Here is a 25,127-nt window from a genome sequence, read left to right on the forward strand (position 1 = left end):
TAAAGCGGAGTCCGGTGCGGTGCAACAGGTTGTCCGCCACCATGCCACGGTTGCGTGCCGACTCCCGGAGCCAGCCCTGCTCAGGGATGAGCGGCGAAGGTGAGGGCCGAGCCGCCAGCGGGTGCCGCAGCTTCCGCAACGGCAGCGCCGGGCTCGTCCGCCGCCGTTCCCTCGGCGACCACCGGGCCGTCATCCTCGCGCACGGGCGGGGCGGCGCCGGGCTCATCCGAAACGGGCTCGCTCGCGGCCGGCTGTGCGCTGGCCGCCGGGGCGGGGACGCCATTGGCGAGGCGGGTCTTGATCTCGTCGAGGCTCTGGGCGGCGATGCGCGTCAGCGTCGCGTCGTCGACCGTGTTCCAGACATCCTTGCCGTCGCCGACCTTCTCGGTGCCGGAGACGCGCAGCACGCGCTCCTGGTCGGCGTCGAACACGTCCCACGCCCAGTCGACCTCGCCCTTGCCGTTGGTCACGGCGGCGGCAAGATAGCCGCGCACGCGATAGGCGGCGGGGGACTGGCGGGAGACCACCGGCACCTGCTGGGCGCGGGCTTCGCTGGAAAGGCTGGCGACCAGCTTGTCGAAGACCGGCTGGGGCGGGCCGTCAATGGATTCAAAGGCGATCGTCTTGGTGCCGCCGGAGATGGAGGTGGCGGCAACGGGCTTGTTGCCATTGCCGGTCTGACAGGCCCCGAGGGCGAGTGCGGCGAGCAGCACCGCGGTCGTCGGCAGGCGCCGGCCAATCTGCCGGCGGAGTCGATCGATCATAAAACCATCCCCTGGAGCGGTCGCGGCGCACCTCCCATGCGCGGGAGTCACGCCGTCACCGGCCGATGGGGAATGGTTAAAACTAATTAACGATTAGGTCCAGAGGCGCGTCCGTTAGGCACTCGTTACCGTTAACGCCGATCAGGAAGGTACGGCCGAGGCACATGGCCGCGCCGCTGTCGCTGTCCATCAGAATCATATGCGCGAACATCACCATGCCGGGCTCCAGCACCCAGTCATGGCCGGCATAGAACATGGGCGGGTCCATCCAGGACGGGGTGAATTTCGCCCCGAGCGAATAGCCGCAGGCGGCGAGGCGGTGCTTCTCCAGCCCATGCCCGTCCATCACATGGGCATGGGCGGCGAACACCTCGCCGGCCGTCTTGCCGGGGATGATGGTGTGGGCGCAGGCCTCCATCGCCTGCTTCGCGGCGGCGAACAGCTCCAGATGCCGGTCGCGCGGCGGACCGACGATCACCGTTTCCATCATCGCCGCGTGGTAGTGGCGGTAGGTGCCGGCCCATTCCAGCGTGATCTGGTCCTCGCCGGACAGTTTACGGCGGCCGGCCTTGTAGCGGCAGAGCAGCGCGTCGGGGCCGGAGCCGATGATGAACTCATTGGCCGGGTAGTCGCCGCCGCCACGGAACACCGCGCCCTGCATGGCGGCAAGCACCTCGCCCTCATCGACGCCCGGCGCGATGGCGGCAATGCCGGCCTCGCGCGCGGCCAGCGCCAGTTTGCCGGCCTGCCGCACATAAGTGATTTCCGCCGAAGACTTCACCGCCCGCAGCCGGTCCACCACGCGGGAGGCATCCACCAGCGTGGCGAAACCGTCAAACGTCGCGTCGAGCTTCTTGCCGTTGGCGGCGGTGAGCCCGTAGCTCTCATATTCGACACCGATCCGCGTGCCGAGGCCGCCCAGGCTCTCCACCATGTCGCGCAGCTGCGCCTGCGGCGTGGCGTCGGCCCGGTCGGCCCAGATGCGAATGTCCTCGATGATCGAGGTGTGCTGCGCCTGCCTCAGATCCGCCGAGCGGGTGAGCAAAGCGATGCGGCCATCCGCCCCCAGCCACAGCGACTGGAAGAAGCAGAAGCCGAACGTGTCATAGCCGGTGAGCCAGTACATGGACTCCTGCTGGAACATCAGCAGGCCGTCGAGGCGATGCTCGGCCATGGCGGCGAGCAGGCGTTCCTTGCGGCGGGCGAATTCCGGGCCGGTGAAATGCAGCGCCATGGCGGGCTCCGTTGCGGGAATCAGGCAAGCGTGATGGCGGCGATCAGCCGGCCATAATCGGCCTCGCCGCGATGCGTCGCGCGACGGTAGCTGAAGAAGCGGCCCTCGTCCGCATAGGTGTCGAGGCCGAGATCGTCGATCGTGCCGACCCCGATCCGCGCCAACCGCGCGGCGATGTAGCCGGGCAGGTCGAACAGCGAGTGGTGCTCGCGCGGGGAGGGAATGAGGAAGCGGTCGTTTTCCGGGTCGAGCCCGGTCAGCGTCGCGATGAAATCGGGGCCGACCTCATAGCTCGGCTGGCGGATCAGCGGGCCGATGGCGACGACCATGCGCTCGCGCCGGGCGCCGAGTTCCTCCATGCGGGCGACGGTGGATTCCAGCACGCCGCCGACCGCGCCCTTCCAGCCGGCATGGGCGGCGCCGACGACGCGGGCCTCTTCATCGGCGAACAGCACCGGTCCGCAATCGGCGATGGCGACACCGGCGGCGACGCCCGGTGTATTGGTCGCGACCGCATCCGCCTTGGGGCGCTCCGCCCAGGGGCCATCCACCACTACGCAATCGGGCGAATGGATCTGCCAGCAGGTGAGCAGATGCGTCTTCGGCACGCCGAGCGCCTGCGCCATCCGGGCGCGGTTCTCAGAGACACGGGCGGGGTCGTCATTCGAGCCGGTGCCGCCATTCAGCCCGGCATAAAGCCCTTCCGAGACGCCGCCCTCGCGCGTGAAGAAGGCGTGGCGGATGCCCGGCAGGGCGGCGAGGGCGGAGGATTCGACCTTCATGCGGCAGCGTTCCTGAATTCCTCGCCGGGGGCGAATCCGGCGATCTCGTCCAGCGCAGGATGCACCAGAGCGAGCGCCTTGAAGAGGGTGCCCATCTGCCCGTCGCCGGTTCCGGCAAGGCGGGCGTGGGCGGCATTGATGGCGGCGCGGGTGCTCGCATCAGCATCGCGCTTCAGCCGCTCGGCACGGGCGGCGATGCCGAGCCTTTCCAGCAGAGCACCCTGCGGAACAGGGCCGAAGGCCCGGGCGCCGCTGCCGATGGCGGCGATGGCCAGCGCGGCGAAGTCGACATGGGCGGTGAGGTCCGCCTCACCGGGATGGGCGAGCACGTCATCAAAGGTGTGGGCGCGCAGCGCCTGCAGCGTGTCGCCGAAGCCGCCGCCCGGCTCGCGCGTCCCGGCATGGCCGTAATCGACGAACAGCGCCGCCCCGCCGGAGGAGGCGAGCCGGGCGCCGAGCTTTTCCGCCAATGAGAGGCCGGCCGGGCAGAGCTCCAGCAGCGCGCCGAGCGGGGCGGCGCGCAGCCGCGCCTCGGCGCGCGCATCGAGCCGGGCGCCCGGCCGCAAGCCGAAGGCGAGGGCACCGCCTTCATCGAGGCCGACCATCCGCTCGGCGATGCCCTCGGGCGTGCGCAGGAACTGGCGGATCGGCAGCGCGTCGATGAATTCGTTGGCGAGAAGGATCAGCGGCCCGGCTGGCACCTCATCAATCGAGCCTGCCCATGTCACGTCATAGGCCGCGAGCGTCGCCGCCTGCCGTTCGCGAAGGCGCGGGGAAGCTTCCACCAGCACCACGCGCGCGGCCTCATGAAAGCCCGGCACGATGCGGGTGGCGCGCAGCGCGTCCGCCATCATGGTGCCGCGTCCGGGGCCGAGCTCGGCGAGAATAAAGGGGGAAGGCGCGCCGAGGCGCATCCAGCTATCGGCCGCCCAGAGTCCCAGCAACTCGCCGAACATCTGGCTGATCTCCGGCGCGGTGGTGAAGTCGCCGGCGGCGCCGAAGGGTTCGCGCGTCGTGTAATAGCCGAGGCTCGGATGGAACAGGCAGCGTTCCATATAGTCGGCAACCGTGAGCGGCCCGGTGAGCGCGATCTCGCGGGCAATCTCCGCGGCGAGCGGCGTCGTCATGCCGGCGCGTCGACCGAGAGCGCCGGGCGCCGGCGGGCGCGGGCGATGAGGGCGAGACCGGCCGCGAGCATGGGAAGCGACAGCAGCATCCCCATGGTCAGCCAGCCGCCGGCGAGATAGCCGAGCTGCGGGTCCGGCTCGCGGAAAAACTCGACGAAGATGCGTGCGCAGCCATAGAGGAAGACGAAGCTGCCGGCGATCGTACCCGGCCGGGTGAGCGCCCCGGCGCGGATGGCGAGCTGCAGGACGATGAAGATGGCAAGCCCCTCCAGCCCCGCCTCATAGAGCTGGCTCGGGTGGCGCGGCTCCGGCCCGCCATGGGGGAAGACGAAGGCCCAAGGCACGTCAGTCGGGCGGCCCCACAGCTCGCCATTGATGAAGTTGGCGAGGCGGCCAAAAAACAGGCCGATCGGCACCACGGCGGCGGCGATGTCGAGCATCGACATGAAGGCCAGCCCGCGCTTCCGGCAGAACAGGTACATGGCAAGGATGGAGCCGAGGAAGCCGCCATGGAAGGCCATGCCGCCATGCCAGACGGTGAGCGCCTGCAGCGGGTTCTCGATGTAATAGGTGAGGTTGTAGAACAGCACATAGCCGATGCGCCCGCCGAGGATGACGCCGAAGGCGATCCAAACCACCGCGTCGTCAAAGGCTTCCGGCGCGATCGGCGCCCGCCCGCCCCACAAAGCCGGGCGCTCGCACAGCCTTTTGGCCATCCACCAGCCGATCAGCAGCCCGGCGACATAGGCCAGCGCGTACCAGCGAATGGCGAAGGGCCCGAGCTCGATGAGCACCGGGTCGATGTTCGGGAAAGGCAGGACGAAGAGCGGAGGCATGGGCATCGGGTTTCGCGAGGACGGCAGGGAGGGCAGCACGAACGCCGGGCGAGAGCAAGCACGCGGGGCGGTGCGTGCGGGGAAGGGCAGGGCGATTCCTGTGGCCGGCGCACCCGCCTCTTGCCCGCGCCGCGTGACAGGATCAAGGCGGGCAGGCTACTACCGCCGCTGCAGTGCCGCCGGCTCGCGCGCGAAACGGCCGCCACCCTTGCAGAGCCAGTCACGGCGCCCCATTCTCCCCGTAATGGCGCGCTACGTCACGAGCCCCAGTCGGGAGAAGACCATGACCCAGACTACCAGCCGCATCTTCGACGATTTCGCCCGGCTGATGAACGACGCTGCCGGCGTCGCGTCCGGCGTGCGCCGCGAGGCCGAGACCGTGATGCGCTCCCAGGCCGAGCGCATCCTGCGCGAGCTCGATGTCGTCACGCGCGAGGAATTCGAGACCGTGAAGGAACTCGCCGCCGCTGCGCGCGAGGAGAATGAACGTCTCGAAGCCCGTATCGCCGCGCTCGAAGCCAAAATCAGCCCGCCCGACTCGCTCGGCTGATCCATCCGCATGTGGATGCGGCGCATCGCCGCTTGCCGCAACGCCGCGAATCCCGACACCTTTGCCATGGACCGTTCATCCGGCGGTCCAGGCCGACGGTCTCAGTGAGGTGCCTATCCAGCGCGATAAAGTCGACAACGGCGCTTTTCCCAGCGAAACCCGCCCGCGAGGCCCCCAGCGTTGTACGCGTCCGACCTGCGTCCGTGCCCACCCTCGCGAGGTCGAGCATGACCTATACTGACTTCGAGTCCGACACCCGCCTCAATCCGCTGGATCTGGTCGAGCGCATGGCCGCGCTCAATGAATGGGCGTTCGAGCGTTCAGCCGAGGATGAGATCACCATCTCCATCGAAGGCCGCTGGACCGACTGCCACGTCTCCTTCCAGTGGATGGACGAGGTCGAGGCGCTGCATATCGCCTGCGCCTTCGATCTGAAGGTGCCGGAAAAGCGCAAGACCGAGGTGCTGCGCCTGCTCTCCCTCATCAATGAGCAGATGTGGATCGGCCATTTCGACCTCTGGTCGAAGGAGGGCGTGATCATGTTCCGCCACGCGCTGCTGCTCGCCGGCGCCGAGGCGACGGACCGCCAGTGCGAGGTCTTGATGGAATGCGCCATCGAGGCGGTGGAGCGCTATTTCCCCGCCTTCCAGTTCGTCGTCTGGGCCGGCAAGTCCGCCCGCGAGGCAATGGACGCCACGCTGTTCGAGACCGTCGGCGAGGCGTGATCGGCCGGGTTTGAGTCAGGGGCAGGCGGCGCGCCGCCTGCCTGTGGCCATCGCATCGCGCGGACGTGCAGCCGGACCAACGGGTGCTGCGTGCTTCGAGGCCGGCTTGGCAGCCGGCACCTCAGCATGACGAACGTCGTTGACGGGCCGGACAGGACGGCGCCCCGCAGCGAGTCGTTACAACCCGCACACCGTCATCCTGAGGTGCCCGGCGCAGCCGGGCCTCGAAGGATGGTTCTCTCGAAGCGTGCCTGCAAAAGCGTGGATGCCCGGTGCCGCGGCGCGCGTCACGGCGCGGGACGGGATATGCTGGGCGCCAGGGACATTTCCTTCCGCTTCAGACGCAGAGTTCCACGATGGTTACACTTTCCGACATTCCCGGGCGGGTGCTGCTGGTTGGCGCCGGCAAGATGGGCGGCGCCATGCTGGAGGGCTGGATCGGCCTTGGGCTGGAGCCGGCGCGTATTGCCGTGGTGGATCCCGGCCCGCCGCCGGAAGTTGCCGCGCTGCTCACCGCGAAGGGCGTCGCGCTCAACCCGCTGAATGGCGGCCCGCCCGCCGTCATGCTGCTGGCGGTGAAGCCGCAGGTGGCGCCCGAGGTGCTCGCCAAGGTCGCCCCGCTGGCCGGGCCGCAGACGCTGGTGGTCTCGGTGATGGCCGGGCGCACGCTGGGGTTTCTGGAAGCCGCTTTCGCGCCGGGCACGGCGGTGGTGCGCTCCATTCCCAACACCCCGGCCGCCATCGGGCGCGGGGTGACCGTCGCCGTCCCCAACGCAACCGTCACGCCCGCGCAGATGCAGATTGCCGATGCGCTGCTGCGCGCCAGCGGCGGCGTCGAATGGGTGGAGGATGAGGCGCTGATTGATGTGGCCACCGCCGTCTCCGGCTCCGGCCCGGCCTATGTGTTCCTGCTTGCCGAGGCGCTGGCGGCCGCCGGCGCGCAGGCTGGCTTGCCCGCCGACATGGCCGACCGTCTGGCGCGCGCCACCGTTGCCGGCGCGGGCGAATTGATGGTCCGCTCCGGCATTGATCCCGCCCAGCTGCGCAAGAACGTCACCTCGCCCAATGGCACCACGGCGGCGGCGCTCGCCGTGCTGATGGATGAGGAAAAGGGCTTTGGTCCGCTGCTCACCGAGGCGGTGCTGGCGGCGGCGCGGCGCTCGCGCGAACTGGCAGGCTGATCCTGAGCGGTGAGGGGCGCGTAACCTTCAAATCGGAGGTCGCGCCCTTCTCCTGATGGGGTGCGCGTCCTACATTCAGGACAGGCACGTTCAGGACAGGAGGTCATCATGGCACGCAGTTCCAGAACGACGGCGCAAGAAACCACCGAGCGGGGGGGCGCGACGGCACCCAAAGCGGCCAAATCTGCCCCGAAGCCCCGCGCCGCCAAGGCACCGCTGAGCACTGCCGCTCCCGAAACTGCTGGCGAGCCGCCACGCACGGAGGCGCCCAGCCGGGATGCGTCGCGCGAAAAAATCCTCGACAATTTTCTCGTCCTGCTCGCCGAGCGGCCCTTCGAGCGCATCAGTCTGGGCGACGTCGCGCAGGAAGCGGGCGTGTCGCTCTCCGATCTGCGCGCCGGCTATGGCTCGACCTTCGATATGGTCTCGGCTTTCGTGCGCGACACCGACCGCAAGGTTCTCGCCGTCCCGACGGACGACATGGCCGACGAGCCGCCGCGCGACCGGCTGTTCGACGTGCTGATGCGGCGCTTCGACGTGCTCGGCCCGCATAAGGCCGCGTTGCGCTCCCTCGCTGATTCCGCCCGGCGCAACCCGTTCTTCGCGCTCGCGCTGAACCGGCTTGCCGTGCGCTCGCAGCAATGGATGCTGGCGGCGGCCAAGATCGACACGGCCGGGCTGCGCGGTGCCGTGCGGGCGCAGGGGCTGGCGCTGATCTATGCCCGCGTGCTCCAGACCTATCTGCGCGACGAGGATCCCGCGCTCGCCCGCACTATGGCGGCGCTCGACCGCGAACTCGACAAGGGCCAGCGCGCGCTCGACCTGCTCGAAGGCGCGGTGCGGCTTGCCACCGGCGGCCGGCGCCGCCAAAAGGACCAGGCGCCGCCGGAAGAACCCGTCACGGCCTGAGTTGCTTCAAGGGGGTACGCCGTGAGTCTCGCGCCGCTCGACCAGATTTCCTTCGCCGATTTCCTCAAGGTGGACATCCGCGTCGGCACGATCATCCAGGCGGAGCCCTTCCCGGAGGCGCGCAAGCCGGCGATCAAGCTGGTGATCGACTTCGGGCCGCATATCGGCTGCAAGAAGTCCTCCGCCCAGATCACCGTGCATTACGCGCCGGAGGATCTCATCGGCCGGCAGGTGGCGGCGGTGGTGAATTTTCCGCCGCGCCAGATCGGGCCGATGATGTCGGAAGTGCTGACACTCGGCTTCCCGGATGAGGACGGCGCGGTGGTGCTGTTCAAGCCCGACCGCGAGGTGCCGAACGGCGCCCGGCTCTTCTGAGCCAGTCCCGCGTCCCGGACAAGCTGCGCGATGCGCAGCGCAGATCCGGGACCCAGGGGATACGCCGCGTAGCGCAAAAGCTATTTGGCGCCTCCGGCGTCATCTTACGCTGGGTCCCGGCTCGCGCTCCGCCTGCGGCTACGCTTGGCCGGGAAACAAGCCGAGACCTTCACACCGGTATCCGCACTGTCGCGCGAAGGCCGCCGAGCGGGCTCTCCCCGAGGCTGACGTCGCCGCCATGCGAGCGGGCGGCGTCGCGGGCGATGGTGAGGCCGAGGCCGGAGCCGCCGGCGTCCTGGTTGCGGGCGTCGTCGAGGCGCACGAAGGGGCGGAAGACCTCCTCCCGCTTGTCCGGCGCGATGCCCGGCCCGTTATCATCGACATAAACGGTCAGCCAGCGGTCGTCACGCATGCCGGTGATCGCGACCCGTGTGCCATGGCGCCAGGCATTGGCCGCGAGATTGGCGAGGCAGCGGCGGAACGCGTCGGCGCGGATCATCACCATCGGATCGCCGGTGAAGCTGGCGGTCACGTTCGCGCCGTGGCGCTCGGCATTGTAGCGGGTGTCCTCGATGATGCGGGCGATGTCCGCCACCAGCGGCGTCTCGCCGGTGTCGTCGCGGGCGAAGGCGAGGTAGGCTTCCAGCATGTTCTGGAGCTCCTCGACATCCTTGCGCATGCCCTCTGTGTCCGGGCTGTCGCCCAGCAGCGCCAGCTCCAGCTTGAAGCGGGTGAGGATGGTGCGCATGTCGTGGCTGACGCCCGCCAGCATGGTGGTGCGCTGCTCGATCTGCCGCTCGATGCGCCGGCGCATTTCGAGGAAGGCCAGCGCCGCCCCGCGCACCTCGCGCGCGCCGCGCGGGCGGAAGCCGGAAACGTCGCGCCCCTTGCCGAAGGCGATTGCGGCATCGGCCAGCTTTTCGATCGGTTTGATCTGATTGCGCAGGAACAGGATGGCGACCGCCAGCAGCACCAGCGAGGTGCCGACCATCCAGACCAGGAAGATGTGCGAGTTCGACAGATAGGCCTGGGTGCGGCGGGCGAAGACGCGCAGCACCGTGCCGTCGAGCTGCACCCGCACCTCGATGAGGTTCGAGTTACCCACCGTATCGGTCCAGAACGGCCGGCGCAGCCTTTTGCCCAATTCCCCCGTGAAGTTGGAATCGAGGATGGAGAAGAACGGCTTCGGACCTGGCGGGGGTAGGCGCTCGCCGGGCAGGAAGTCCACCGTCAGCCCCATGGCCGACTGGGCGATCTGCTTGATGCGCTCCTGATCGGCCACGGTGGGGAAGGTGACGGCGAGGTCGCTGATGGCGGTGATGTCCTGCGAAACGGCGGCCGAGAGGCGGCGCGTCACCGTGTTGTAGTGCCGCTCCATGAAGACGAAGGCGAGCACCGACTGCAGGATCACCATCGGCGTGACGATGATGATGAGCGAGCGGGCATAGAGCCCCTTCGGCATGATGCGGTTGAACCACGCGCCGAAGCGGGCATTGTTCTCGCGCATCCGCGCCTGCGTCAGCCGCAGCCGCGCGCGGGCGGCGCCGACCATATGGGTGTCGAGCAGGCTCAAGGCGCGACGACCAGCCGGTAGCCGACGCCCCGGACGGTCTGCACATAAGCGGGATTGGCGGGGTCGCGCTCGATCTTGCGGCGCAGGCGGTTCACCTGCACGTCCACCGCGCGGTCACCGGCGGCGACGCCCGGCGCGACGAGGGCCTGGCGTGGCACGGTCTCGCCCGGCCGCTCGCCGAGCACGCGCAGCATGTCGCGCTCGCGGTCGGTGAGCCGCACGGGCTCGCCGTCGCGGGTCAGCTCGCCGCGCTCCAGATGGAAGGCGAAGGGCCCGAAGCGCACGGTCTCGATCACCTGCGCCGGCGGGGTGGTGGAGCGCTTGATGATGTTGCCGATGCGCAGCAGCAGCTCGCGCGGCTCGAAGGGCTTGGCGAGGTAGTCGTCGGCGCCGATCTCCAGCCCCTGGATGCGGTCGCCGATCTCCGAGCGGGCGGTGAGCATAAGGATCGGCACGCTGGACTCGGTGCGCACATGGCGGGCGAGGTCGAAGCCGTTCTCGCCGGGCATCATCACGTCGAGGATAAGCAGGTCGAAGGTCAGGCCGCCGAGGCGGGCGCGGGCGTCAGCCGCCGATTCGGCGGTGGTCACGCGGTAGCCATGCTCGGTGAGAAAACGGGAGAGCAGGTCGCGGATGCGGCGGTCGTCATCGACGATGAGCAGGTGGATGGCGTCGTCGGCGGGCATCGTCCTTACCGTCGCAGTGCCGGTGGCGGCGTTGAGCATGGCGCATTCCTTCAGCCGACCGGACGCGCGAGGGCGCGCTTGTCCGCCGCCTTCTCGCCGGAGCCCTTGGTGGCGCGGGCCTCGGCCTGCTGGTCGGCGCGGGCGATCAGCTTCTCGATCGGGCCGCGATCTTCCGGGTCGATCATGGCGACAAGAAAGCGGCGGGCATTCTCGCGCGTGTCCACGCCGCATTCGGCCAGCGCCCGGCGGATGCGGTGCGACTGGATGGAGACGAATTCCTGCGCCAGCGACTCGCCCTTGGGCGTGAGGTAGAGCAGGCGCTGGCGCCGGTCCGAGGCGCCAGCCCGGCTGTCGATGAAGCCCTGATCCACCAGCTCGCGCAGCACCCGCCCGAGGCTCTGCTTGGTGATGCGCAGGATGTCGAGCAGGTCGGTGACGCGCATACCTGGGTGGCGGCTGACAAAATGCAGCACCCGGTGATGCGCCCGGCCGAAGCCGATGCCCTGCAGAATCTCGTCGGGATCGCTGACGAAGTTCCTGTAGGCAAAGAAGAAAAGCTCGATCAGATCGATCAGCGGCTCGCCCTCGCCGCCGCCGGCAGGGCGCGCGGGCGTGCTGGGTTCGCCCTTGGCGGAGCGGGACGGCGCCGAGACATTTATGTCAGCCATGTTGACTTTTTTCGTTATGATCGTTACCGAGATGTCCCGTTCAACGAAAGGATCGTTCGGCGTTGCCGGCAACCTGTTCGGAACGGGAGGACGAGCTGCCCTATGGGCGGCGAACGATAACGGGACTTCGGCCGCGAGGCAAAAGATTGCGCTTTCGCGACAACGCCGAAGCCTGAACGGCCAAAGGACGAGAGGGGCCGGCGCCGCGAGGGCGCTTTCCGGTTCCATTTGGGAGATGCACCATGGCTAGCGAGCCTTTCGACAAACGTAGCGGCTGGATCTGGTACGACGGCGCCTTCGTGCCGTGGCAGGATGCCCAGGTCCATGTGCTGACTCACGGGCTGCACTATGGCAGCTGCGTATTCGAAGGCGAGCGGGCCTATGGTGGCGACATCTTCAAGCTGGAAGAGCACACCGCCCGCCTGCGTGAAAGCGCCCGCATCCTCGATTTCGAGCTGCCCTATAGCGACGCCGAGATCAACGCCGCCTCGCGCGAGCTGCTGACCCGGATGAACCTCAAGGACGCCTATCTGCGCCCCGTCGCCTGGCGCGGTTCGGACATGATGGGCGTTTCGGCGCAGCACAACCAGATCCACCTCGCCATCGCGGCGTGGGAATGGCCGAGCTATTTCGACCCGGCGCAGCGCCTCAAGGGCATCCGCATCGACGAGGCGAAATACCGCCGCCCGGACCCGCAGACCGCGCCCTCGACCTCGAAGGCGGCCGGCCTGTACATGATCTGCACCATCTCCAAGCACGCGGCGGAGCGGAACGGCTATGCCGACGCGCTGATGCTGGACTGGCGCGGCCGTGTCGCCGAATGCACCGGCGCCAATGTGTTCTTCGTCAAGGACGGCGTCATCCACACGCCGGAAGCCGACGCATTCCTGAACGGCATCACCCGTCAGACGGTGATCGAGCTCGCCAAGCGCCGCGGCATCGTGGTGAATGAGCGGGCGATCATGCCGGAGGAACTCGGCAGCTTCGACGAATGCTTCATCACCGGCACCGCCGCCGAGGTGACGCCGGTTTCCGAGGTCGCCGGCCGCTTCCACTATCAGCCCGGCCCGGTCACGCGCACGCTGATGGACGACTACATGGCCGAAGTGCAGCCCAAGAAAGCGGCGGCCTGAGTCCATCGGCCGCGCCTCGTCGCCCGACAAGATAACGTCATGCCCGGCCTCGTGCCGGGCATGTTTGTTTCTGGGTTCCTGAGGCCGCCGAAGTCGTGGATGGCCGGGCCAAGCCCGGCCATGACGACGCGGTGGTGGGGAAGGGCGTGCCTTCGCGCGTCATCTCGGCCGGAGCCGCAGGCGGAGAGCCGGGATCGTCGGGGGGTTCGGGATCGGGTTGGATGTCACGGCACGCGATCCCGTATACGGCCTCTGGCCGTTCCGGGATGACGCCGGGCGGTGGCGGCCGGAAAAATCCGCTGTCAGCCCCAGCGACCGGCGGCCTCGTCGTCGCTGTCCTTGGCGGCGATCCAGTTGCGGTCTTCCTCGCGCTCTTCCAGTTTCCAGAACGGCGCGCGGGTCTTCAGCCAGTCCATCAGGAAGGTCGCGGCCTCGAAGGCGGCGGCGCGGTGGCTGGAGGCGGTGACGACCAGCACGATGTTATCGCCGGGCTCCATGCGGCCATAGCGGTGGATGACGGTGGCGCCGGTGAGTGGCCAGCGCGCGCGGGCCTCCTCGACGAGGCGCTGCATCTCCTCCTCGGCCATGCCGGGATAATGCTCCAGCGTCAGCGCGATCAGCGGGGCGCCGCCGGGCGCATCGTCGGCGCGGCACAGGCCGGCGAAGGTGACGACGGCGCCGACATCGCTGCGACCGCGCGTCAGCGCCTTCGCCTCAAGCGCGGCGTCGAAATCCTCGGCCTGAATGCGAACGGTGAACAAGGATGCCGTCGCCATGCCGCGCTCCTCTATCAGCCGCCCGTCATGGGCGGGAAGAAGGCGATCTCGCGCGCCCCGGCGAGCGGCGCGTCCGGCTTGGCGTGCTTGCGGTCGAGCGCAGCGCGCACGACCTTCGGGTTCTCGAAGGCGCGGGCATAGCCCTCGCCGCGCCCGGCGAGAAAGCCGGCCAGCTCGGCGACGGTGCGCACCTCGGCGGGCACCTCGATCTCCTCGGCCTCACGGCCGATGCGCTCGCGCACCCAGGCGAAATAGAGCACCTTCACGCGGCGTCCTCGATCAGATGGCGGGCGCCGGCGCGGAAATAATCCCAGCCGGTATAGAGCGTGAGCACGGCCGCGATCCAGAGCAGCATGATGCCGACCAGCGTGATGCCGGGCACCAGCAGGTCCGCCGCCGGGCCAGCGAGCAGCACGCCGACCGCGACGAGCTGGGCGGTGGTCTTCCACTTGGCGAGCCGCGTCACCGGCACGCTCACGCGCAGCTCGGCAAGGAATTCGCGCAGGCCCGAGACCAGGATCTCGCGGCACAGGATGACCGCGGCCGCCCAGAGCGACCAGCCGCGAATGGTGCCGTCCGAGGCCAGCATCAGCAGCGAGGTCGAGACCAGCAGCTTGTCGGCGATCGGGTCGAGCATCCGACCGATGGCGGATTGCTGCGACCAGGCGCGGGCGAGATAGCCGTCGAAGAAATCGGTGATGGCGGCGACGATGTAGATCGCCAGCGCGAGCCAGCGCAGCCAGAGGCCGCCGGCGAGAATATCCGCCCAGAACAGGCAGGCGGCGACCACCGGGACAGCGACGCAGCGGCCGTAAGTGAGCATGTTAGGCAGCGAGAAGGCATGGCCGCGCTTCATGGTCGGCTCCCGTACCGTCTGCTGGCTGCTTGTGACATCGACCATGGCGTGCCGGCTCCCTTGGAACGGACGTAAAGGCGCCCGTCCGCCGCGTCAATCGCATTGGCACGATCAGGCGATAGGGACACTGCCCTGCCGCCACGCCCTCCCGCCGTGCGAAAACCCATAGTGCGGTCGGGCTGTGGCCATCGCGTGACCATGGGGCGCCTCATGACGGCCGGGCGTGAAAGAAGTCGTAGACGGCGCGCGCGGTGGCCGCATTGACCCCCGGCACGCCTTCCAGATCGGCCAGCGAGGCGCGCTCAATGGCTTTCAGCGTGCCGAAATGCCGAAGCAGGGCGCGCTTGCGCGTTGGGCCAACGCCGGGAATCTCCTGAAGGCCGGCCTGGGTGATGTCCTTCTTGCGCCGCGCCCGGTGCGAGCCGATGGCGAAGCGATGGGCCTCGTCGCGCAGCCGCTGGACGAAATAGAGCACCGGGTCGCGTGGCTCGAGCCGGAACGGTGTCTGGCCCTCGCGGTAGAAAGTCTCGCGGCCGGCGTCGCGATCCGGGCCCTTGGCGACGCCGATCAGCGGCACATCGGTGATACCGAGGCCCGCCAGCGTCTCCGACGCCGCCTTGAGCTGGCCGGGGCCGCCGTCGATCAGCACGAGGTCGGGCCAGGCGCTGGTGGCGGCGGAGGTTTCCTCCTCAGCGCCTTCCCTCTCCGTGTCGAGGGGGAGGGCATCCGGCATCTCCGGCGGGGCATTCCCCTCAGCCGAACCGTCTTCCCCGGTGAGCGAGGGAGCCGCCTCCCCCTCGGGGAGAGCGCGCGCCGCGCGCGGCGCTTCCTTCATCAGGCGGGAGAAACGCCGGGTCAGCACCTCGCGCATCATGCCGTAATCGTCGCCCGGCGTGAGGTTCTCCGAACGGATGTTGAATTTGCGGTACTGGCTCTTGGCGAAGCCCTCGGGCCCGGCGACGATCATGCCGCCGACGGCGTTCGAGCCCATGATGTGGCTGTTGTCGTAGACCTCGATGCGCTTCGGCACGTCCGGCAGCGCGAAGGTGCGGCGCAGCTCGTCGAGCAGGCGGGCTTGGCTGGCGCTCTCGGCGAGCTTGCGGCCGAGCGCCTCGCGCGCATTCTGCAGGGCGTGCTCGACCAGCTCGCGCTTCTCGCCGCGCTTGGGACTGGCGATCTCGACGCGGTAGCCGCTGCGGGCGGACAGCGCCTCCTCCAGCAACTCCCGCTCGGCGATGTCGTCGCTGAGCAGGATGAGGCGCGGGCAGGGCTTGTCCTCGTAGAACTGCGCGAGAAAGGCGCCGAGCACCTCGCCGGGGTCCAGGCTGCGGTCGGCGCGCGGGTAGAGCGCGTGGTTGCCCCAGTTCTGCCCGGTGCGGAAGAAGAACACCTGCACGCAGGTCGCCCCGCCTTCCTGATGGATGGCGAACACATCCGCCTCCTCCACCGAGCGCGGGTTGATGCCCTGCGTGCCCTGCACGGCGGAGAGCGCGGCGAGGCGGTCGCGCAGCGCGGCGGCGCGCTCGAATTCCAGCTCCTCGGCGGCGTGCTCCATCTCGCGGGCGAGCTGCTCCTTCACCGCCCGGCTCTTGCCGGACAGGAAGTCGCGCGCCTCGGTGACGTACTCGGCATAGTCGGTGTGGTTCACCTCGCCCGTGCAGGGGCCGGCGCAGCGCTTGATCTGGAACAGCAGGCAGGGCCGGGTGCGCGCCTCATAGAAGCTGTCCGAGCAGGAGCGGACGAGGAACGCCTTCTGCAGCGCATTGATGGTGCGGTTCACCGCCCAGACCGAGGCGAAGGGCCCGTAATAATCGCCCGGCCGGTTGCGCGCGCCGCGATGCTTGGTGATCTGCGGCGCGGCGTGGTCCTTGGTGATGAGGATGTAGGGAAACGACTTGTCGTCGCGCAGCAGCACGTTGAAGCGCGGCCGCAGCTGCTTGATGAGGTTGGCTTCCAGCAGCAGCGCCTCGGTCTCGGTGCCGGTGGAGACGAACTCCATCTCCACCGTCGCCGCCACCATGCGCATGATGCGCGCGGTCAGCCCCGTCGGGCGGGTATAGGCGACGATGCGCTTCTTGATGCTCTTGGCCTTGCCGACATAAAGCACCGCGCCTTCCGCGCCGATCATGCGGTAGACGCCCGGCCCGTTCGGCGCGTGCTTGATGGCGCGCTGGATGGCGGCGCGGCCGGTGGCCACCGAGCCGGGCGCGGGCTCGGCCTCCTCGCCTTCCGGGGCGACGAGAAGAAGATCGTCCTCGCTTTCCGCACCGAGATCGTCGGCGGCATCGTCGAGGTCGGGCAGATCCTGAAGCGGGCGGCTACTCATGACGCCTAGATACGAATTCCCGGCCGGCTCGAACAGGGGCAGGGCGCCGGTGCGGAGCTTCTTACCTTGGCGGCAGCGCCATGGTACTCCTTGGCGAAAATTCGGGAGGAGCGCCGGAGGCGCCATTTTGCTGACAGGTCTGAGAACGGCAGCGGAGACGCGGCTGCCCGGTGTCTTCGCGTTTCTGAGCCGTCTGGCGGATCAGCGCGCCGCGCGTAATCCGGCGAGCGAGCTGCAATTCCTGCCGCTGCTGGTGCGGCCGGGGGAGCTGGCGTGCGACATCGGCGCCAATCGCGGTGTGTTTACCTACTGGCTGCTGCGGCTCGGCGCGCGCGTCGCCACCTTCGAGCCCAATCCATACATGGGGCGCATCCTGCGCCGGCGTTTCCCCGACGCGCTGGCCGATGGCCGGCTCGACTTGTTCGACGGGGCGGTGAGCGATTCGAGCGGGCTGGTCGATCTGCATATCCCGCGCGGCTACTCACCGCTCGCCACCATTGACGGTCATGCGGTGGGCGAGGGCGTGGCGGTCGACGAGGTGACGGTGCGCTGCTTCCGCCTCAGCGACTGCCTCGATGAGGCGATCGCCTTCATAAAGATCGACGTGGAAGGCCATGAGCAGCGGGTCTTTGACGGCGCGCGCGACCTCATCGCCTCCTTCCGTCCGAGCCTGTTGATCGAGGCGGAGGAGCGCCACCGGCCGGGCGCGGTCGCCAGCCTGCGGGCGAGCCTGGAGCCGCTCGGCTATAAGGGCTTCTTCGCCCGTGCCGACGGTCTGCACCCGATCGAGACTTTCGATGCCGCGCGCGACCAGAGCCTCGCCAGCCTCAACGAGGCCGGCACGGCGGCCCGCGCACCCTTCACCTACATCAACAACTTCCTCTTCATCGCCCGGCCCGATGTGAATGCGCGGCTCGCCGGCTGGCGGCCGGGCGTGGCGCTGCCGCAGGCCTGACGTTACGGCACAAGCGAGCTTTGCGCGCGGCGGTTGCCACCTGCGCGCAGCGCGATGCTGCGTCGCGCCGGCAATGGGTTTATGCAGGGACAATGTCCAGCGTCACCGATGCCGCCGCCGCCCGCGCGCCCAGCTCCGCCGTCACTCCCGGCGCGAAGCCGACCATCCCGCTCTCCGGCTACGCCTTCGCGGCGGGCGGGGCGATCCTGTTCGCCTCCAAGGGCATCATCATCAAGCTCGCCTATGCGGAAGGCGTCGATCCCGAGACGCTGCTGGCGCTGCGCATGCTGTTCTCGCTGCCCTTCTATGTGGTGATCGGCGCGCTGGCGCTGTTTCGGATGCGCGGTCAGGCCGAGCCGTTGCCCAGCGCGCGCATCGTGCTGTTCTCGGCGCTGGTCGGCGCGCTCGGCTATTGGTTCGCCAGCTACACCGACTTTCTCGGCCTGCAGTACATCTCGGCCTCCTATGCGCGGCTGATCCTGTTCACCTACCCGCTCTTCGTCGTGCTGTTCGGCGCGCTGCTGTTCAAGCTGCCGGTGAAGGGTAAGGCACTGTGGGCTTTCGCGGTGGCCTATAGCGGGCTGGCGCTGATCTTCGCGCAGAACTTTTCCCATCTCGGCCATGACGCGGTGCTGGGCACCGGGCTGGTGGCGCTGACGGCGATGAGCTTCGCGCTCTATCAGGTGCTGGCGAGCCGGCTCCTGAAGCATATTGGTTCGGCGCTGTTCACCTGCATCGCCATGATCGCCGCCTCGGCCGCTGCGCTCGGCCAGTTTGCGGTGACGCATCCGCTGGAGAAGCTGATCGTTACCCCGCATGTATTCTGGCTGTCGGTCATGCTGGCCATCGGCGCCACCGTGCTGCCGACCTTCCTGATGAACGCGGCGCTGAGCCGGATCTCGGCGCAGGCCAATGCGATGATCAGCACGATGAGCCCGGTCGCCACCATGGTGCTGGCGGTGCTCATCCTTGGGGAGCCGACGACGGCGCTCGACGTGTTCGGCGCGCTGCTGGTCACCTTCAGCATCGGCTGGTTCACGTTGAGCGACCGCAAGAGCGGGCGTGGCGCCTGAGCGCGGCGATCAATCCGTCTCGGTGTCCGGCGTCTGCCAGGCAAGGTGCTGGCCGCCATCGACCGCGATCATCTGGCCGGTGACGCTGGCGGCGGTGGCGAGGAACAGCACCGCCTGCGCGATCTCGCCGGGCGTCGGGCCACGCCCCATCGGCACGGCGCGGCTCTGATAGGCGAAGGCGTCGCCATCCTGCCGGTCATTGGCGAGCGTCGGGCCCGGCCCCACGGCATTGACGCGGATTCGCGGGGCGAGGGCCTGCGCCATCATCCGTGTCGCCGCCCACAGCCCGTTCTTCGAGATGCTGTAGGAGAGATAGGCTGGCGTCGGCTTCCACACACGCTGGTCGATGATGTTGACCACGGCGCCCGTCGCGCCCGCCGGCAGCGCAGCGGCGAAGGCCTCGGTGAGGAAGACCGGCGCGCGCAGATTGGCCGCCATGTGGCGCTCCCACAGCACGAGGTCGAGACGGCCCACGCCGTCCGGGCTGAATTCCGAGGCGTTGTTGACCAGCAGCACCGGCGCGCCGAGTGCCTGCGTCGCGGCCGGCAGCAGCGCGGCCACCGCCGCCGGATCGGCAAGGTCACCCGTCACCAGTGCCGCGCGGGCGCCAAGGGCCCGCAATTCCTCCAAGGTCGCCTCGACAGCCGGGCGCGCGGTACGGGCGTGGACCGCCACGTCATAGCCCGCCCCCGCCAGAGCAAGGCTGATCGCCCGGCCAATGCGCACACCGCCGCCCGTCACCAGGGCGATGGGGCGGTGGGGCGCCGGAACCGGCGGGGAGGCATTGTCGGTCGCAGTCATGGAAACCGTGTGGGTTGCTTCAGGCCAGCCTCTTACGCGATTACCCCCGGAAGCGGATCATTCCACCGCGTTAGTTCTTCATTCACCATGCATCGCAAACGGGTTGCGCAACTCAAGGATATCAACCCGTTCAGAGCGTGTGGTAATGCGATCATGGTTAATGACAGGCGCGTGATTGATAGTAAACCGCCTGTTAAACATAATATATCGTTACGTCCGACACTAAGATTCTGCTCATACATTTATGCGAGCGTCAGCGTTACTGAATTCAGGTGGAGCCGAGGGGCGACGCCTCGCGACGCAGGAGACGAAAATGTACAGCAAGATTCTGGCCGGCGCCGGCCTGGCGGCGGCTCTCATGGCCGTTCAGGTGGCAACCCCCGCGGCGGCCGCCGACCTTTCCTACCCCGCGCCGGCCGCCTATGCGGCTCCGGCGCCGGTGTTCAGCTGGACCGGCTTCTATATCGGCGCCAATGCCGGTTATGGCTGGGGTGCGGCCGATGCCTCGGACGACACCAACGGGTTCCTCGGCGGCATCCAGGCCGGCTATAACTGGCAGACCGCCGGCAATTTCGTGCTGGGTATCGAGGCGGACCTCCAGGCCAGCAACATTGAGAGCCCGACCTACCAGCTCGATTACTTCGGCACGGTCCGCGCCCGCGCCGGCTTCGCCTTCGATCAGGCGATGATCTACGGCACGGGCGGCTTCGCCTATGGCCGCGGCACCTATCAGCTGAACGGACTGTCGAACGACCAGACCCAGACCGGCTGGACCATCGGCGCCGGTGGCGAATACGCCTTCGCGCCCAACTGGACGGTCAAGGCCGAGTATCTCTATCTCGACCTCGGCAAGGAGACCTACGACACCGCCGTCGGGCCGATCGATGTCGGCACCACCGCCAACATCCTGCGCGCGGGCGTGAACTACAAGTTCTGATCCTGGCTTCGAGGCGGGTCCGCCGCGGTCCAACGGCCCGATCCTGCCTCCACTTGCGGCGAGCGCCAGCGCGAAAGTGCTGGCGCTCGTTGCGTTTCAAGGCGCTCGATATGCCGCGGGGTCAGGAATCTGTTGTTCTCGTGCAACAGGCCACCGGCATTCCACCGGCGATCATGGCGGAATTGTTGCGGCGCCGGGTTGCCGCGTTGGGGCGAAATTACCTCCACGAATCGAGCCGCCATGCGGGCTGCCATGCCCATTTCACAAGCATGTGACAGCGGGTTTGGAGGCAATAATGGCGAATTCTGCCGCAATCCGGCCTTTGACACGCCTATCTGCCCTCCTATCTCACCTATCGAACGTGACGTGAAAGACCATCGTGCCGTTCCTGCCTATTGTTTCTCGGAGAGTATCCATGAAGAAGATCATCAGCTCGGGCGTTGCCGTCGCCGCCCTGCTCGTCGCGGCGCCCGCTTTCGCCGCCGACCTGCAGCAGCCCTATCCCACCAAGGCGCCGGTCATCGCTCCCGCGCCGGTGTTCTCCTGGACCGGCTTCTACATCGGTGCCAACGCCGGCTACGGCTGGGGCTCGGGTGAAGGCGCCGCCGACACGCTCGGCCTGAACCCCGATGGGTTCATCGGCGGTGGCCAGATCGGCTACAATATCCAGCTCGACAACAACATCGTCCTTGGCGTCGAGGCCGACATCCAGGGCAGCAGCCTGAAGGACACTGCCTTCGGCGTCGAGCAGAAGATGGACTATTTCGGCACCGTGCGCGCCCGCGTCGGCTATGCCTTCGATCACATCATGCCCTACGTGACGGGCGGTTGGGCGTGGGGCCACAATGAGGTCACCAACGACCTCACCGGCAGCAGCGCCAACGGCACCCTGTCCGGCTGGACCATCGGCGGCGGCGTCGAGTACGCCTTCACCAACAACTGGACCGTCAAGGCCGAGTACCTCTACATGGATCTCGGCGAGGACTACTATGACAGCATCGGCGCCGACAGCGGCCTGACGGCCAACGTCGTCCGCGCGGGCATCAACTACAAGTTCTGATGCCGCGGGCTCCGGCCCGGACGCTGAATGAGAAAGGCCCCGGACGGCAACGTTCGGGGCCTTTTCCTTTGTGCCGCGCGGTCGAGGGCGATCAGCTCGGGCGGGTTGCCTCGAAAGCGGGCACGCGCGCGGCGAAGCTGTCCAGCCAGTCGACGAGGGCGAGGTGATCTTCGCGCCAGACGCCGTGGAAGCGCAGATCGAGATAGCCGAGCGCGCAGGCGAGGGCGATCTCGCCGATATGCGCCGCACCGGTCACTTCCAGCGGGGCGGGCGGGGCGGATTCGAGAACCTTGAGCGCGCGCGCGACCTTTCCGGCCTGATTGTCCACCCAACTGGCCGAGCGCTGCTCCTCCGGACGGAAGCGGGTCTCATAGACCTGAAGCAGCGCCGCATCCATCAGCCCGTCGGCCAGCGCCTGCTGGGTGAGGGCGGTAAAGCGCGCCTCGCCGCCGACCGGCAGCACCACGCCGCCGCCCGCCTGTGCGTCCACATATTCCACGATCACCCGGGAATCGAACAGCGCCGGCCCGTCCTCGCGCAGCAGCACCGGAATCTTGCCCAGCGGGTTCTGCCCGCGCAGCGTATCGGCAGGGTTGGTGGTGTCGGCCGGCTCAATGTCGAGGTGGATGCCGCAGACGACGGCGGCGATCTTGACCTTGCGGCCGAACGGGGAGGCGGGCGAGGAACGCAGCTTCATGGGACACTTCGCTCAGTTCGGGCCGGCGGCGCGAACGTGGCAGAACCCGCCCGCGGCCGGTCCCGGCCGTGGACGGGATATCTCGGCTTCACACCTGCCTTATCAGTCGGCCCGCTGGAGGTCGATGGCCTTGGGGCCCTTGCCCCGCTTGTCCGGCTCGACCTCGAAACTCACCCGCTGCCCTTCGGCGAGCGTGCCCATGCCTGAGCGGGTGACGGCCGACACATGCACGAAGACGTCGCGCCCGCCGTCATCCGGGCGAATGAAGCCGTAGCCCTTTTCCGTGTTGAAGAATTTGACGGTACCCGTCGTCGCCATACGCCTGCTCTCCTCATCCCCCGAGGCCGCAAGGCCCGGTCGGATCAACCTGCGGAGCGTGGAAGCAAGACCAATGCCGGATGGATGTGACAGGCCTTCAACGTTCGGCGGTGATCCAGCCGATACGGACCCGGCCGGTGCCGTCGGTGGCGAGCACGCGCACGAGGGCGTTGAGCACGAGGCGCAGTTCCTCCGCGAGGACGAAGGGTGGGTTGACGATGATGAGCCCGCAGCCCGACAGTGCGTCCGCCTGACGGACGGCGCGCAGGTCGAACTGGATGTTGAGCACCTTCGGGATTCGGGCGCGCTCGATCTCGCGGCGGAAGCCGTCCACCGCGCGCACATCCTTGATCGGGTACCACAGCGCATAGACCCCCGTGGGCCAGCGCTTATGCGCCTCGATGAGCCCCTGCGCCATGCGGTGGAACTCGCCCGGTTCCTCGAAGGGCGGATCGACCAGCACCAGCCCGCGCCGCTCCTTGGGCGGCAGATAGGCGGTGAGCGCCTGCCAGGCATCGGTGGGCAGCACCTTCGTCCGTCCGTCGCGGCCGATGGCGTCGGTGAGCGACTCGCGCACGCCGCCAACCGTCTCGCAGAACAGCAGGCGGTCCTGCGGGCGGGTCAGCGTCTGCGCGATCAGCGGCGAGCCGGGATAATGGCGCAGCCGGGCGGCGAGCGCGGCGGGCGTGTCGCCGTCAACGCCGGGATTGATCGCGCGCACCACATCGAACCACGGCTTCAGCAGGGCGGCGACTTCAGGCGTGAACTCCGCGCGCAGCACGGCGCCGATGCCGCCCTCCCACTCCCCAGTGCGCTGGGCTTCCTCGCCGGCGAGGTCATAGAGGCCGGCGCCGGCATGGGTGTCGAGCACGCGGTACGCCGCGTCTTTCTGCCCGAGATAGGCGAGGATGCGGGCGAGCACGACATGCTTGACGACATCGGCAAAATTGCCGGCGTGGAAGGCGTGGCGATAATTCATGCGGGGTTCCGGCGGGTTCAGCCGCCCCGCATCGGGGGCATGGCGACGCGATCCGTGGTGCAGGCCTTGGCCGCCACCTCGGGACATGCGGTGAATTGGAAGGTGCGGCTCATGCAGACCCGCACTTCGCTGAGGCGCTTGTCGCTGCACTGGACCGAGATCATGTCCGCCCCCAGCCCCGGATTGGCGGCCCGGAAGGCGTCCGCCACCTCGCTAGGCGACACCATGCGGTAGTCGTCGAGCTTGCGGAACTCATCGGGAATGGTGACGCGGCTCTGCGCCAGCCGGACCTTCTCGAAATAGGTCGCCGAATCGAGACCCGAGCAGGTGCCGTGCTTGCGCCATTGGTGCAGCACAAGCTTGCGGCCCGGCATGATGTCGAGCATCGAGCGCACGATGGATTCCGCGACGAAGGGCGGGGGCTTCTGGCAGAATTGCGGCCAGCCGCGCTTCTCATATTGCGGCCATAGCCCATGCACCACGAAGGCATAGGGGCGGGCGGTGGCGGCGCATTGCATGGGATCGGCGTCGTCACCCTCGCCGGCGCAGTAGCTCGGCGACCAGGAAAGCGACAGCACGTAGAAATCGAAGTCACCCGGCCGATCGCGCGCGACGGCGGGCGCGGCCGCGAACACACCCAGCAGGGCGCCGACGGCCAGAAGCCCCCGTGCGCCGATGCCGAGGGTCATGGGCGCGCCATGCGGCAGTTCGGGGCATAGGTCCAGGAGCGGTCGAGCCCCTCGACGCACCATTCCACGCCCCAGGAATAGCCGAGGAAGCCGCCATCCTCGACCAGCGAGTACCAGACGGTGCGGTGATGGCCGCCCTGCGCGACCTTGGTAACCGCCTTGCCGTCATAGGCGCCGCTGCCATAAGCACCTTCGCTGGTGAAGGCCGGCGTGCCCTCAAGGCCGGAGATGACAACATCTGCCTGGCAGTAGCGGCGGGGAATGTAGTCCTCGCCCCAGGGGCGGAAGGCGATCTCGCGTACCGGGCCGACGCTGTCGATGCTCAGCTTGGAGTTCCAGAACCGCTTCTCGGTCGTCGCGAACTCGCTGCGGATGCGCTTCAGCGCCTCCGGCGTGTCGCAGGCCGGCACCTTGCCGCTGTAGTTCGGGCCGGACAGCCAGAAATTCTTCTCGAAGAAGTTCGCCGCCTGCGCCCCGGAGAGCGACGCCGCCAGCAGGCCGGCGGCCGCGAGGCCGATGCCGAGCCGGCGCGTGGCGCGCGTCATCGTGCGGCGCGACGTCGTGGCGGCATGGTTTTCTTCGGTACGCATGGCACGTCTCCCAGACCCGTGTGGTCCCAGCCCCTCTTGGCGCGAAGATGCGTCGGGGGCGAGGGCCGGTCAATAACGGCAAGGCCACACCCCCTGAGAATCCGCACCCTGCGTCAGATGAGGCGGATCACGTAGAGCTTGCGCGTGGTCTCCACCACCTCCCACACGCCCTTGAAGCCCGGCCGGATGACGAAGCTGTCGCCGGCGGTGAGCCGCACGGGCGGCGCGCCGTCCTCGTGCAGGATGGAGACGCCGGAGAGCAGGGAGCAGAACTCCCACTCCTCATAATCCACTCGCCACGAGCCGACGCTCGATTCCCACACGCCGGCGAACAATGCGTTGTCCGGCAGGGTTTCGAGATTCCAGGTCAGGTGCCGCGGATCGCCGGCGACGATGCGTTCCGGCAGCGGCGCGGTTTCCTCCGGCGTACCGAGATTGTCGGGGTCGAAGCGGAGCAGGAAGGACATGGAGACCTCAAGGGAATGGCGCCGGCGACAGAAACGGCGCGGCCCATCCTGTGCGATGCG

The 25,127-nt window shown here is 68.3% G+C and carries 29 protein-coding genes; 10 read left to right on the top strand and 19 right to left on the bottom strand.

All coding sequences use genetic code 11. The annotated features are described in order from the left end of the window. Positions 1–80 precede the first annotated feature (80 nt). The 5 genes from OU996_RS11525 to lgt form a co-directional block, all read right to left on the bottom strand. Positions 81–764, bottom strand: a complete 684-nt coding sequence (locus OU996_RS11525; RefSeq protein ID WP_267581740.1) for a hypothetical protein — start codon at positions 762–764, stop codon at positions 81–83. 82 nt (positions 765–846) lie between these two features. Then, a complete protein-coding gene (locus tag OU996_RS11530; protein WP_267581741.1) occupies positions 847–1,998 on the bottom strand; it encodes a M24 family metallopeptidase in 1,152 nt (383 codons plus the stop codon). 20 nt (positions 1,999–2,018) lie between these two features. Continuing rightward, positions 2,019–2,780, bottom strand: coding sequence for a peptidoglycan editing factor PgeF (gene pgeF, locus OU996_RS11535; protein WP_267581742.1), 762 nt, complete (start codon positions 2,778–2,780; stop codon positions 2,019–2,021). Next, the gene (locus OU996_RS11540) at positions 2,777–3,907 is read right to left on the bottom strand and encodes a class I SAM-dependent methyltransferase (protein ID WP_267581743.1); all 1,131 of its coding nucleotides are present in this window, start codon (positions 3,905–3,907) and stop codon (positions 2,777–2,779) included. The genes pgeF and OU996_RS11540 overlap by 4 nt, the downstream gene beginning before the upstream one ends. Further along, positions 3,904–4,749: a prolipoprotein diacylglyceryl transferase gene (gene lgt / locus OU996_RS11545; protein ID WP_267581744.1), complete on the bottom strand. Its 846-nt coding sequence runs from the start codon at positions 4,747–4,749 to the stop codon at positions 3,904–3,906. The genes OU996_RS11540 and lgt overlap by 4 nt, the downstream gene beginning before the upstream one ends. 277 nt (positions 4,750–5,026) lie before the next feature. Here lgt and OU996_RS11550 point away from each other — a divergent pair, with 277 nt between their 5' ends. The 5 genes from OU996_RS11550 (at position 5,027) to OU996_RS11570 (ending at position 8,483) form a co-directional block, all read left to right on the top strand. Then, positions 5,027–5,293, top strand: a complete 267-nt coding sequence (locus tag OU996_RS11550; RefSeq protein WP_267581745.1) for an accessory factor UbiK family protein — start codon at positions 5,027–5,029, stop codon at positions 5,291–5,293. Positions 5,294–5,520: 227 nt separating this feature from the next. Beyond that, positions 5,521–6,018: a YbjN domain-containing protein gene (locus tag OU996_RS11555; protein WP_267581746.1), complete on the top strand. Its 498-nt coding sequence runs from the start codon at positions 5,521–5,523 to the stop codon at positions 6,016–6,018. Between the two features lie 356 nt (positions 6,019–6,374). Next, complete coding sequence (proC, locus tag OU996_RS11560; RefSeq protein ID WP_267581747.1) at positions 6,375–7,199, top strand: pyrroline-5-carboxylate reductase; 825 nt, start codon at positions 6,375–6,377, stop codon at positions 7,197–7,199. A gap of 108 nt (positions 7,200–7,307) precedes the next feature. Continuing rightward, a complete protein-coding gene (locus OU996_RS11565) occupies positions 7,308–8,108 on the top strand; it encodes a TetR/AcrR family transcriptional regulator (protein WP_267581748.1) in 801 nt (266 codons plus the stop codon). 21 nt (positions 8,109–8,129) lie between these two features. Then, entirely contained in the window at positions 8,130–8,483 is a 354-nt protein-coding gene (locus OU996_RS11570; protein ID WP_267581749.1) for a tRNA-binding protein, read from the top strand. A gap of 169 nt (positions 8,484–8,652) precedes the next feature. Here the strand turns inward: OU996_RS11570 and OU996_RS11575 are convergent, their stop codons facing one another. From OU996_RS11575 to OU996_RS11585, 3 genes are read right to left on the bottom strand one after another with little or no spacing between them, the layout of a single operon-like run. Beyond that, a complete protein-coding gene (locus OU996_RS11575) occupies positions 8,653–10,056 on the bottom strand; it encodes an ATP-binding protein (RefSeq protein ID WP_420712625.1) in 1,404 nt (467 codons plus the stop codon). Further along, positions 10,053–10,781, bottom strand: coding sequence for a response regulator (locus OU996_RS11580; RefSeq protein ID WP_267581750.1), 729 nt, complete (start codon positions 10,779–10,781; stop codon positions 10,053–10,055). The genes OU996_RS11575 and OU996_RS11580 overlap by 4 nt, the downstream gene beginning before the upstream one ends. Positions 10,782–10,792: 11 nt before the next feature. After that, positions 10,793–11,410, bottom strand: a complete 618-nt coding sequence (locus OU996_RS11585; RefSeq protein WP_267581751.1) for a MarR family winged helix-turn-helix transcriptional regulator — start codon at positions 11,408–11,410, stop codon at positions 10,793–10,795. Between the two features lie 242 nt (positions 11,411–11,652). Between OU996_RS11585 and OU996_RS11590 the strand changes: the two genes are divergently transcribed. Next, on the top strand, positions 11,653–12,543 hold the full coding sequence (locus tag OU996_RS11590) for a branched-chain amino acid aminotransferase (RefSeq protein WP_267581752.1): 891 nt from the start codon (positions 11,653–11,655) through the stop codon (positions 12,541–12,543). Positions 12,544–12,845: 302 nt separating this feature from the next. Here OU996_RS11590 and OU996_RS11595 read toward each other — a convergent pair whose 3' ends face one another. From OU996_RS11595 to uvrC, 4 genes are all read right to left on the bottom strand, one after another. Next, positions 12,846–13,319, bottom strand: coding sequence for a molybdenum cofactor biosynthesis protein MoaE (locus OU996_RS11595; RefSeq protein WP_267581753.1), 474 nt, complete (start codon positions 13,317–13,319; stop codon positions 12,846–12,848). 14 nt (positions 13,320–13,333) lie between these two features. After that, on the bottom strand, positions 13,334–13,585 hold the full coding sequence (gene moaD / locus OU996_RS11600; RefSeq protein WP_267581754.1) for a molybdopterin converting factor subunit 1: 252 nt from the start codon (positions 13,583–13,585) through the stop codon (positions 13,334–13,336). Further along, on the bottom strand, positions 13,582–14,175 hold the full coding sequence (gene pgsA, locus OU996_RS11605) for a CDP-diacylglycerol--glycerol-3-phosphate 3-phosphatidyltransferase (RefSeq protein ID WP_324290755.1): 594 nt from the start codon (positions 14,173–14,175) through the stop codon (positions 13,582–13,584). The genes moaD and pgsA overlap by 4 nt, the downstream gene beginning before the upstream one ends. A 208-nt stretch (positions 14,176–14,383) precedes the next feature. Next, complete coding sequence (uvrC, locus tag OU996_RS11610) at positions 14,384–16,501, bottom strand: excinuclease ABC subunit UvrC (RefSeq protein WP_267581756.1); 2,118 nt, start codon at positions 16,499–16,501, stop codon at positions 14,384–14,386. Positions 16,502–16,628: 127 nt separating this feature from the next. Between uvrC and OU996_RS11615 the strand changes: the two genes are divergently transcribed. After that, on the top strand, positions 16,629–17,456 hold the full coding sequence (locus OU996_RS11615; protein WP_267581757.1) for an FkbM family methyltransferase: 828 nt from the start codon (positions 16,629–16,631) through the stop codon (positions 17,454–17,456). 92 nt (positions 17,457–17,548) lie between these two features. After that, positions 17,549–18,529, top strand: coding sequence for a DMT family transporter (locus OU996_RS11620; protein WP_267581758.1), 981 nt, complete (start codon positions 17,549–17,551; stop codon positions 18,527–18,529). A gap of 9 nt (positions 18,530–18,538) precedes the next feature. Here OU996_RS11620 and OU996_RS11625 read toward each other — a convergent pair whose 3' ends face one another. Further along, entirely contained in the window at positions 18,539–19,330 is a 792-nt protein-coding gene (locus OU996_RS11625) for an SDR family oxidoreductase (RefSeq protein ID WP_267581760.1), read from the bottom strand. A gap of 313 nt (positions 19,331–19,643) precedes the next feature. On the opposite strand from OU996_RS11625, the gene OU996_RS11630 reads away from it, so the two are divergent. Further along, positions 19,644–20,267, top strand: a complete 624-nt coding sequence (locus OU996_RS11630; RefSeq protein WP_267581761.1) for an outer membrane protein — start codon at positions 19,644–19,646, stop codon at positions 20,265–20,267. Between the two features lie 415 nt (positions 20,268–20,682). After that, on the top strand, positions 20,683–21,327 hold the full coding sequence (locus tag OU996_RS11635) for an outer membrane protein (RefSeq protein ID WP_267581763.1): 645 nt from the start codon (positions 20,683–20,685) through the stop codon (positions 21,325–21,327). A 91-nt stretch (positions 21,328–21,418) separates the two neighbouring features. Here the strand turns inward: OU996_RS11635 and OU996_RS11640 are convergent, their stop codons facing one another. The 6 genes from OU996_RS11640 to OU996_RS11665 form a co-directional block, all read right to left on the bottom strand. Continuing rightward, entirely contained in the window at positions 21,419–22,024 is a 606-nt protein-coding gene (locus OU996_RS11640) for a glutathione S-transferase family protein (RefSeq protein WP_267581764.1), read from the bottom strand. A 102-nt stretch (positions 22,025–22,126) separates the two neighbouring features. Further along, entirely contained in the window at positions 22,127–22,342 is a 216-nt protein-coding gene (locus OU996_RS11645; RefSeq protein WP_267581765.1) for a cold-shock protein, read from the bottom strand. A gap of 97 nt (positions 22,343–22,439) precedes the next feature. Further along, positions 22,440–23,321 (bottom strand): 23S rRNA (adenine(2030)-N(6))-methyltransferase RlmJ, encoded by an 882-nt coding sequence (locus OU996_RS11650; protein WP_267581766.1) that lies wholly within the window; start codon positions 23,319–23,321, stop codon positions 22,440–22,442. Positions 23,322–23,338: 17 nt separating this feature from the next. After that, complete coding sequence (locus OU996_RS11655; RefSeq protein WP_267581768.1) at positions 23,339–24,010, bottom strand: ribonuclease T2; 672 nt, start codon at positions 24,008–24,010, stop codon at positions 23,339–23,341. Then, on the bottom strand, positions 24,007–24,600 hold the full coding sequence (locus tag OU996_RS11660; protein ID WP_420712626.1) for a hypothetical protein: 594 nt from the start codon (positions 24,598–24,600) through the stop codon (positions 24,007–24,009). Before OU996_RS11660 ends, OU996_RS11655 begins: the two co-directional genes overlap by 4 nt. A gap of 113 nt (positions 24,601–24,713) precedes the next feature. Continuing rightward, entirely contained in the window at positions 24,714–25,067 is a 354-nt protein-coding gene (locus OU996_RS11665; protein ID WP_267581769.1) for a cupin domain-containing protein, read from the bottom strand. Between the last annotated feature and the right edge of the window lie 60 nt (positions 25,068–25,127).

Source organism: Ancylobacter sp. SL191, from assembly GCF_026625645.1.
Lineage (GTDB): Bacteria > Pseudomonadota > Alphaproteobacteria > Rhizobiales > Xanthobacteraceae > Ancylobacter.

Bases quoted from the DNA above. Each gene is read 5' to 3' on its own strand.
- OU996_RS11525 (WP_267581740.1), bottom strand. From the start codon at position 764: ATGATCGATCGACTCCGCCGGCAGATTGGCCGGCGCCTGCCGACGACC.
- OU996_RS11530 (WP_267581741.1), bottom strand. From the start codon at position 1,998: ATGGCGCTGCATTTCACCGGCCCGGAATTCGCCCGCCGCAAGGAACGC.
- pgeF (WP_267581742.1), bottom strand. From the start codon at position 2,780: ATGAAGGTCGAATCCTCCGCCCTCGCCGCCCTGCCGGGCATCCGCCAC.
- OU996_RS11540 (WP_267581743.1), bottom strand. From the start codon at position 3,907: ATGACGACGCCGCTCGCCGCGGAGATTGCCCGCGAGATCGCGCTCACC.
- lgt (WP_267581744.1), bottom strand. From the start codon at position 4,749: ATGCCCATGCCTCCGCTCTTCGTCCTGCCTTTCCCGAACATCGACCCG.
- OU996_RS11550 (WP_267581745.1), top strand. From the start codon at position 5,027: ATGACCCAGACTACCAGCCGCATCTTCGACGATTTCGCCCGGCTGATG.
- OU996_RS11555 (WP_267581746.1), top strand. From the start codon at position 5,521: ATGACCTATACTGACTTCGAGTCCGACACCCGCCTCAATCCGCTGGAT.
- proC (WP_267581747.1), top strand. From the start codon at position 6,375: ATGGTTACACTTTCCGACATTCCCGGGCGGGTGCTGCTGGTTGGCGCC.
- OU996_RS11565 (WP_267581748.1), top strand. From the start codon at position 7,308: ATGGCACGCAGTTCCAGAACGACGGCGCAAGAAACCACCGAGCGGGGG.
- OU996_RS11580 (WP_267581750.1), bottom strand. From the start codon at position 10,781: ATGCTCAACGCCGCCACCGGCACTGCGACGGTAAGGACGATGCCCGCC.
- OU996_RS11585 (WP_267581751.1), bottom strand. From the start codon at position 11,410: ATGGCTGACATAAATGTCTCGGCGCCGTCCCGCTCCGCCAAGGGCGAA.
- OU996_RS11590 (WP_267581752.1), top strand. From the start codon at position 11,653: ATGGCTAGCGAGCCTTTCGACAAACGTAGCGGCTGGATCTGGTACGAC.
- OU996_RS11595 (WP_267581753.1), bottom strand. From the start codon at position 13,319: ATGGCGACGGCATCCTTGTTCACCGTTCGCATTCAGGCCGAGGATTTC.
- pgsA (WP_324290755.1), bottom strand. From the start codon at position 14,175: ATGAAGCGCGGCCATGCCTTCTCGCTGCCTAACATGCTCACTTACGGC.
- uvrC (WP_267581756.1), bottom strand. From the start codon at position 16,501: ATGAGTAGCCGCCCGCTTCAGGATCTGCCCGACCTCGACGATGCCGCC.
- OU996_RS11620 (WP_267581758.1), top strand. From the start codon at position 17,549: ATGTCCAGCGTCACCGATGCCGCCGCCGCCCGCGCGCCCAGCTCCGCC.
- OU996_RS11625 (WP_267581760.1), bottom strand. From the start codon at position 19,330: ATGACTGCGACCGACAATGCCTCCCCGCCGGTTCCGGCGCCCCACCGC.
- OU996_RS11630 (WP_267581761.1), top strand. From the start codon at position 19,644: ATGTACAGCAAGATTCTGGCCGGCGCCGGCCTGGCGGCGGCTCTCATG.
- OU996_RS11635 (WP_267581763.1), top strand. From the start codon at position 20,683: ATGAAGAAGATCATCAGCTCGGGCGTTGCCGTCGCCGCCCTGCTCGTC.
- OU996_RS11640 (WP_267581764.1), bottom strand. From the start codon at position 22,024: ATGAAGCTGCGTTCCTCGCCCGCCTCCCCGTTCGGCCGCAAGGTCAAG.
- OU996_RS11645 (WP_267581765.1), bottom strand. From the start codon at position 22,342: ATGGCGACGACGGGTACCGTCAAATTCTTCAACACGGAAAAGGGCTAC.
- OU996_RS11650 (WP_267581766.1), bottom strand. From the start codon at position 23,321: ATGAATTATCGCCACGCCTTCCACGCCGGCAATTTTGCCGATGTCGTC.
- OU996_RS11655 (WP_267581768.1), bottom strand. From the start codon at position 24,010: ATGACCCTCGGCATCGGCGCACGGGGGCTTCTGGCCGTCGGCGCCCTG.
- OU996_RS11660 (WP_420712626.1), bottom strand. From the start codon at position 24,600: ATGCGTACCGAAGAAAACCATGCCGCCACGACGTCGCGCCGCACGATG.
- OU996_RS11665 (WP_267581769.1), bottom strand. From the start codon at position 25,067: ATGTCCTTCCTGCTCCGCTTCGACCCCGACAATCTCGGTACGCCGGAG.